Here is a 6,922-nt window from a genome sequence, read left to right on the forward strand (position 1 = left end):
GGGTATGCCCAGCCGGCTCAGACGAGGCCGGCCTGGTGGGCCAGGACGGCGAGCTGGGCTCGGTCCCGCGCCGCCAGTTTCACCATCACCCGGCTCACGTGGGTGCGGGCCGTCGCCGGACTGATCACCAGTTGGGCGGCGATCTCGTCGTTGGACAGCCCGTGGCCGACGAGGCTTATCACCTCGCGTTCCCGCACGGTTAGCCCGCGCAGGTCCGGGGCGGCGACGGCGGCTGGCCGGCGGGCGAAGGCCTCGATGACGAGCCGGGTCACCGTCGGGGAGAGCAGGGACTCGCCCGCGGCGACGACCCGGATCGCCCGCAGCAGGTCGGCGGGCTCGGTGTCCTTGAGCACGAAGCCCGAGGCGCCGCCCCGCAACGCCTCGAAGACGTATTCGTCCAGCTCAAAGGTGGTGACCATGACGACCCGGGTGGCGGCCAGGCCGGGATCCTCGACGATCGTCCGCAGCGTCGCCAGCCCGTCGAGAACCGGCATGCGGATGTCGAGCAGCACGACGTCGGGTCGGGTGGCGCGGACGAGCTCGACCGCGGCCCGGCCGTCCTCGGCCTCGCCGACGAGCTCCAGATCGTCCTCGGTCTCGATGAGTACCCGCAGCCCGAGCCGCACCAGCGGCTGGTCGTCGGCCACCGCCACCCGGATCACGAGCGCGTCACCCGGCCGGGGAGCGTCCGGCCGCCGCCGGTGTGCACCGGAAGCTCGGCCCGGACCTGCCAACCGCCGGCCTGGACCGGTCCGGCGGTGAGGCTTCCGCCGAACTCCGCGGCCCGCTCCCGCAGCCCGGTGAGCCCGTGGCCGGTCGAGGTCGGCCAGCCGTGCGGCTCGCCGGGGAGCGGCGGGGGCGCGGCCGTGCCCGGCTGGTCGGTGACGTCGACGACGAGCCGGCCGCCGATGATCCCCATGGTGACGCGCACTCGTACTCCGTTCGGCTCCCCGTGCCGGAGCACGTTGGTCAGCGACTCCTGAATGATGCGGTAGGCTGCCAGATCGAGGTCCGCCGGCAGGCCCGTGAGATCCCGGGAGTCTCCCTGCGTGACGAGCTCGACGGGCACCCCGCAGAGCCGGACCTCGCGCAGCAGGCTCGGGAGTCGGCCGAGTCCCGTCAACGGGGTCCTGGGCGGCTCGTCATGCGCCTCGCGGGCCCTGCCGGTCCCCTCCGGGGTATCCGTCGAGGACGTGGCAGCGGCAGCAGCGGTGGTGGCAGCAGCAGCGGTGGCAGTGACGTCGTCCGCGGCCGGGTCCGCCCGCCGGCCGGCCCGGGTGAGCGCCAGGGTGGCCCGCAGCTCGTCCAGCGCGTCGACGCTCGTCCGGCGGATGGCCTCCAGGGCCACCTGGGCCTGCTCGGGACGCCGGTCCAGCACATGCAGCGCCACCGCGGCCTGCAGGGAGATAATGGACAGGCTGTGGCCCACGACATCGTGGACCTCGCGAGCCATCCGCAGCCGTTCCTGTTCGATCCGGCGGCGGGTCGCCTCCTCCTTGGCCTGCGCAGAGGCGATGCGGTTGAGTCTGATCAGGGCGCCCACGAACGCGGGAACGGTGCAGGATGCGGCCGTCCCGATCATCGCGATGGCGAACTTCCAGCCGCCATCGGCGTATCCCCGCAGCAGCGCGACGACCGAGCCGAGGAAGATCAGTAGAACGCAGACCCCCACGGCTCGGCTCGTCGTCCGCTGGTCGTGGCGCAGCCCGACCGCGAGCCCGGCCACGATCACGGGAAAGAACGCGGGGCCGCGCGGGTAGCCGGCGCCGAGGTAGCCGCCGAGGAGCAGGCTCGTGGCCACGAGCATGGCCAACGGGGCCCGGCGGCGCAGGGGGATGGCGGCGGCCAGCAGGGCGAGCAGCACGTAGGCGAAGGCATCCAACGGCCGGGAGGGGGGCACCTGGTCGGCACCCGCCTCCCCGGAACCGCGGAGCAACGCCGCCGCGGTGAATGCGGTGAACAGGACGTCACCGATCACCGGGAAGATGCCGCGCCTGGCCTCCATCTCTCCGACGGTAGCGAGCCGCCGTCGTGCCGACATCCGCCACTGGACGTATCCCGCGTACGGGCCGGGACGCAGCCGGGAGGAGGAAGCGCCCGGCCGGTGGTCGATCGGTTTCGACGTGTCCTTGTGGTGTCCTTGTTACGGGCTGTATCCTTGTTACGGTTAAGCTGCGGCCTAAGGGCTCACGACGGCCGGTGGCGGGGAGGTGCCAGGCGGGTGATCCTCGCGATCGAAGGCGTCGACGGCGCGGGCAAGAACACGCTGACCGGGCGGCTGGTCGCTCGCCTCACCGCCGCCGGCCGCAGCGTCGCGACGCTCGCCTATCCCCGCTATGCGACCGAGCCTCTCGGCCCGGCGGTGCGCGGCCTGCTGGCCGGCGATCCGCGGCTCGCGCCGCTCGCGGCCTCTCCCCGGGCGAGCGCGATGATGTTCGCGCTCGACCGGGCCAACTCCCGTCCCGAACTCGACGCCCTCGTCCGCACGCATGATCTGGTGATCATCGATCGTTACGTGGCGTCGAACGCGGCGTACGGCGCGGCGCGGCTGCCGGCCACCGAGCGGGAGAGCTTTCCCGCCTGGATCGCCGAGCTGGAACTCGGCGCGCTCGCGCTGCCGGTGCCCGATCTCCAGGTCCTGCTGCGGATCCCGGTGGGGACGGCGCGGGCGGGTACGCTCGCCCGCGCCGGGGCCGACCGGGGCCGGGCGCTGGACACCTTCGAGTCCGACGACGGACTGCAGGAGCGGTGCGCGCGGATGTACGAGGAGTTGGCGGCCCGGAGCTGGGTCTCCCCGTGGCTGGTGGTGGACCGGGAGACCGGTATCGACACGATCTGCGAACACCTCACCACCCGGTAGGGACGCTACGGGCAGTGAGACCATCCCGGATTTCCCGGATTTCTGGGTTATGCAGGTTATGCGTTAGGCCGAGGCCAACGCCTCGGCTCGCCGGGTGGCACGTTCCGTGGTCCGCGCCAGCTTCGCTTCCTGCTGCGTCGCGAGGGCGTCGAGCCCGGTGACGAAGGCGGAGACCTCCTCGCGGGCCTTCTCAGCCTCGCCATTCAGGCCCTCCAGGTCGAAGAACCGCCAGTGACGCAGGATCGGCAGCACCACGTCGTCGTGGTGGATGCGCAGGTTGTAGATGCCGGCCCGGGCGATCTGGATCGCCTTGCGGCCGAAGTCACGGATGCCGGTGCCGGGCATCTGGAAGTTGACGAGCTCGTCGCGGATGGCCACCACGGTACGCGAGGGGTCGAGCTCCAGCGCCCCCGCGATCACGTTCCGATAGAAGATCATGTGCAGGTTCTCGTCCGTCGCCACCCGCGTGAGCAGCTTCTCGGCGATCGGTTCCCCGCAGAAACGGCCAGTGTTGCGGTGGCTCACCCGGGTCGCCAGTTCCTGGAAGGAGACGTACGCCGTTGCCTCCAGCGGGGACTTGTCCCGGCTGTCGTAGCCCTTGCCCATCTGGTACATGCGGTTGCGTTCGAGGGCGATCGGGTCCACCGCCCGGGTGACCAGGAGGTAGTCGCGCATCGCTATGGAGTGGCGCCCCTCTTCACCGGTCCACCGGTGCACCCAGCTTCCCCAGGCGCCGTCCCGGCCGAACGCGTCCGCGATCTCCCGGTGGTAGCTCGGCAGGTTGTCCTCGGTCAGCAGGTTGACCTCGAACGCGATCTGCGCGATCTTGGAAAGCTTCGACTGCCCGGGCTCCCAGGGGAGACTATCGAAGTCGCGGCCCTCGCCCCAGGGTACGTACTCGTGCGGCATCCATTCGGCGGCGACGCCGAGATGCCGGTTCAGGTTGGCCTCGGCGACGGGCTCCAAATCGCGTATCAGGTCGATGTCCGTGAGTGATTTCATTGGGGAACTGTTCCAGAGGGATCATGTGTTAACCATGTCCCGCGGGTGTGGATTACCGAGCGTGGAACTGTTCCGCCGAGGCAGTCCCGCTGCGGGAGCGGGCATCCTTGCCAGGCCCGGCGAGGACGCCCGGCCGGACAGTCCCGGCGCGCCCGGTTGGCATCCGGCTCACACCGAACTCTCATGATGCTCGGATGAACTCGACGCGGACGATGTCGACATCGCCGCCCGCATCGCCGTCCACCCGCTGCATCGAGGTCGCGTCCAGGGAGCCGGACATGTCCACTGCCCCGCGTGTGCTGGTTGTCGACGATGAGCCGAACATCGTCGATCTGCTGCGGATGGCGTTACGTTTCCATGGTTTCGACGTTCTGACCGCGACCACCGGTCGGGCGGCGCTCGAGTTGGCCGTCGAGGCCCGGCCGGATCTGATGATCCTTGATGTGATGCTGCCCGACATCGACGGCTTCGAGATCTGCCGGATGTTGCGCGCGGACGGGCACCCGGTACCCGTCGTCTACCTGAGCGCGCGCAACGCCCACCGGGACAAGATCGCCGGCCTCACCTACGGCGGCGACGACTACGTCACCAAGCCGTTCGCCGTCGACGAGCTCGTCGCCCGGGTCCGGGCCGTGCTGCGCCGGACGTCACCTCCGCCGGCCGAGCCGGCACCCGTGCCGCCGTCCCCGCTGCGGTTCGCCGACGTGGAACTCGACCCGGACGCCCATCTCGTCCGCCGCGCCGGGGAGCCGATCGACCTGTCGCCGACGGAGTTCTCCCTGCTGCGGTACTTCCTGACCAACCCCAACCGGGTGCTGTCCAGGACCCAGATCCTCGACGCGGTGTGGAGCTACGACTACGCGGGCGAGCCGACCATCGTGGACCAGTACGTCAGCTACCTGCGGCGCAAGCTCGGCCGGCACGGCCCGTCTCTCATCCACACCCAGCGTGGTTTTGGCTACGTGCTGCGCCTTCCGGTGGCGGGGTCCAACCGGCGACGCTCCGCCTGAAGCTGATGTCCGGCCTGATCGCGCTGACCGCACTGGGACTGGTCATCGTGGGTGGGGCGAGCGTGTTCGCGCTGCGTGCCTACCTGGACGACCGGATCGACCAGCAGCTCACCCGCGCGCGGGTGCTGGGCGGCCTGCCGGCTGCTGCCTATCTGTCCCGGTGGGAGGCGCTGGGCCGGGCCGGGGTGGAGCGGGCCGTGGCGCCGACCGACTACCTGGTGGAGATCCGACGGACGGACGGGACGGTGCTGCGCATCGCGGGTTCGGTGACTCCCACGTCGCCGGCTACGCCCCTGCTGGACGCCGCCGGGGACCGGGGTGCCGCACCGTTCACCGTCATCGCCGACCGGGAGCGGTACCGAGCGGTCGTCCGGGACAGTCCGCGCGGGCCACGGGTTCTCGTCGCGCTGCCGCTGAAGCCGGTCGCGGAGACGGTCCACCGACTGGTGATGATCGAAGTGGCGGTGGGTCTCGCGGTGCTCGCCGCGATCGCCGTGCTCGCCTGGGTGTGGCTGACCCGTGGCCTGCGCCCACTGCGTCAGATGATCTCCACCGCGTCGGCGATCGCCGGGGGGGGGGGATCTCGACCGGCGGGTGCCGGCGGGGTCGGCCCGTTCGGAGACCGGTCAGCTCGCCATGGCCCTCAACACGATGCTCGGCCAAATCCAGGCCGCGTTCGCCGCCCGGGTCGCCTCCCAGGAGCAGCTCCGCCGCTTCGCCGCCGACGCCTCCCACGAGCTGCGGACGCCGTTGACCTCGATCCGCGGCTACGCCGATCTGCTGCGCGGCGGAATGGTGACGGCGGTCGACGCGGATGACGCGCTACGCCGGGTCCAGGAGGAGGCCGCCCGGATGAGCACCCTCGTCGACGACCTGCTATACCTGGCCCACCTCGACGAGCAGCGACCGATGCGGCGGGCCGAGATCGACTTTGCCAGGCTCGTCCGCGACGCCGTCGCCGACCTGCGGGTCGCGGCCCCCGAGCGCCCGGTGAGCGCCGAGCTCCCGGCGAGCTGCGTCGTCCTCGGCGACGAGAACGCGCTGCGCCAGCTCGCCGGCAACCTCCTGACCAACACCCGCGTCCACACCCCGCCCGAGACGCCGATCGAGGTGCGGCTGCACGCGCTGCCGGCGGGCGCCGCGCCGACCGGCCCCGCCGCCCCCGGGACCCCCGGGGGCGCGGAGCTTCACGTCATCGACCACGGGCCGGGCATGCCACCGGAGGTTGCCGAGCACGTGTTCGATCGCTTCTACCGGGCCGCGGACAGCCGGGCACGGGGGCCTGGCGGCAACGGGCTGGGGCTGTCCATCGTCGCGGCGACCGCCGCCGCCCACGGCGGCCGGGTCGAGGTGTCCAGTGCCGTCGGCACCGGCACGGTCTTCCGGTTCCTGCTGCCCGCACCCTCCGGCTGACCACTGAGCCGCCTGGCCGTTATTCGGTGACGTCATCCTAGAAAGGCGGCCCCTAGTGCAGCCTGGAGGAAACCGATGAAGATCGGTATTAGGAACAATGATCCCGTGCGAACGATCAGGAGGATGGATGCAGGAAAGTTCGGCTCGCTCGCGATGGCGGCGCGTAGGGACAGTAGGGTCTGAACCCTCGACGCCAGAGAGCTCATGTCACCGCTGCCTTGTAGGGCCTCATGCTGAGCGGCTTGGAGTACCTCTCCGAACTTCCCTAGCGCATCATCTTTTTGCCTCTTCGCCACGAGATAGATCCGGTGGGTCGGATAGAGGAAGCAGAGCAGGCTCCCGAAAACGAGCGGCGCGGCGACCAGTGCGGCCAGAATACGTCCGATAATATTAATTTGCCCAGAGATGATGTAGACGCCGGGTAGAAATAAGCCGCCGGTGCTGAACAGAATTCCCGTTCGGTAGCTATAGGTGGAATAGGCATTGAGGAGGTGGCTCGCGTCTGGTCCGAAAGGATGCCACTGGATGGTGTCCTGGATACCTATCCGGGCGACGATCAAAGACTTTGCGACGGCCCATATGCCAACACCGAAGGCGCACCCAGGATTTGCATTGAAATAATTTGATTATTCTATAT

7 protein-coding genes are annotated in these 6,922 nt (G+C 70.1%); 3 read left to right on the forward strand and 4 right to left on the reverse strand.

The features are described from left to right. Positions 1 to 17: 17 nt before the first annotated feature. Both AC08OT_RS17730 and AC08OT_RS17735 read right to left on the reverse strand, forming a co-directional pair. Positions 18 to 662: a response regulator gene (locus tag AC08OT_RS17730; protein WP_476594474.1), complete on the reverse strand. Its 645-nt coding sequence runs from the start codon at positions 660 to 662 to the stop codon at positions 18 to 20. After that, on the reverse strand, positions 659 to 2,005 hold the full coding sequence (locus AC08OT_RS17735) for a sensor histidine kinase (RefSeq protein WP_476594473.1): 1,347 nt from the start codon (positions 2,003 to 2,005) through the stop codon (positions 659 to 661). The genes AC08OT_RS17730 and AC08OT_RS17735 overlap by 4 nt, the downstream gene beginning before the upstream one ends. 216 nt (positions 2,006 to 2,221) lie before the next feature. Between AC08OT_RS17735 and AC08OT_RS17740 the strand changes: the two genes are divergently transcribed. Beyond that, a complete protein-coding gene (locus AC08OT_RS17740) occupies positions 2,222 to 2,860 on the forward strand; it encodes a dTMP kinase (protein WP_476594472.1) in 639 nt (212 codons plus the stop codon). Positions 2,861 to 2,923: 63 nt separating this feature from the next. Here AC08OT_RS17740 and AC08OT_RS17745 read toward each other — a convergent pair whose 3' ends face one another. After that, positions 2,924 to 3,862, reverse strand: coding sequence for an acyl-ACP desaturase (locus AC08OT_RS17745; RefSeq protein WP_476594471.1), 939 nt, complete (start codon positions 3,860 to 3,862; stop codon positions 2,924 to 2,926). A 278-nt stretch (positions 3,863 to 4,140) separates the two neighbouring features. On the opposite strand from AC08OT_RS17745, the gene AC08OT_RS17750 reads away from it, so the two are divergent. Beyond that, positions 4,141 to 4,872 (forward strand): response regulator transcription factor, encoded by a 732-nt coding sequence (locus AC08OT_RS17750; RefSeq protein ID WP_476594470.1) that lies wholly within the window; start codon positions 4,141 to 4,143, stop codon positions 4,870 to 4,872. Between the two features lie 594 nt (positions 4,873 to 5,466). Beyond that, positions 5,467 to 6,285: a sensor histidine kinase gene (locus AC08OT_RS17755; protein ID WP_476603063.1), complete on the forward strand. Its 819-nt coding sequence runs from the start codon at positions 5,467 to 5,469 to the stop codon at positions 6,283 to 6,285. 32 nt (positions 6,286 to 6,317) lie between these two features. Here the strand turns inward: AC08OT_RS17755 and AC08OT_RS17760 are convergent, their stop codons facing one another. Further along, entirely contained in the window at positions 6,318 to 6,845 is a 528-nt protein-coding gene (locus tag AC08OT_RS17760; RefSeq protein ID WP_476603064.1) for a hypothetical protein, read from the reverse strand. Between the last annotated feature and the right edge of the window lie 77 nt (positions 6,846 to 6,922).

The sequence above is a fragment of the Frankia sp. CgJB1 genome (genome assembly GCF_977947065.1).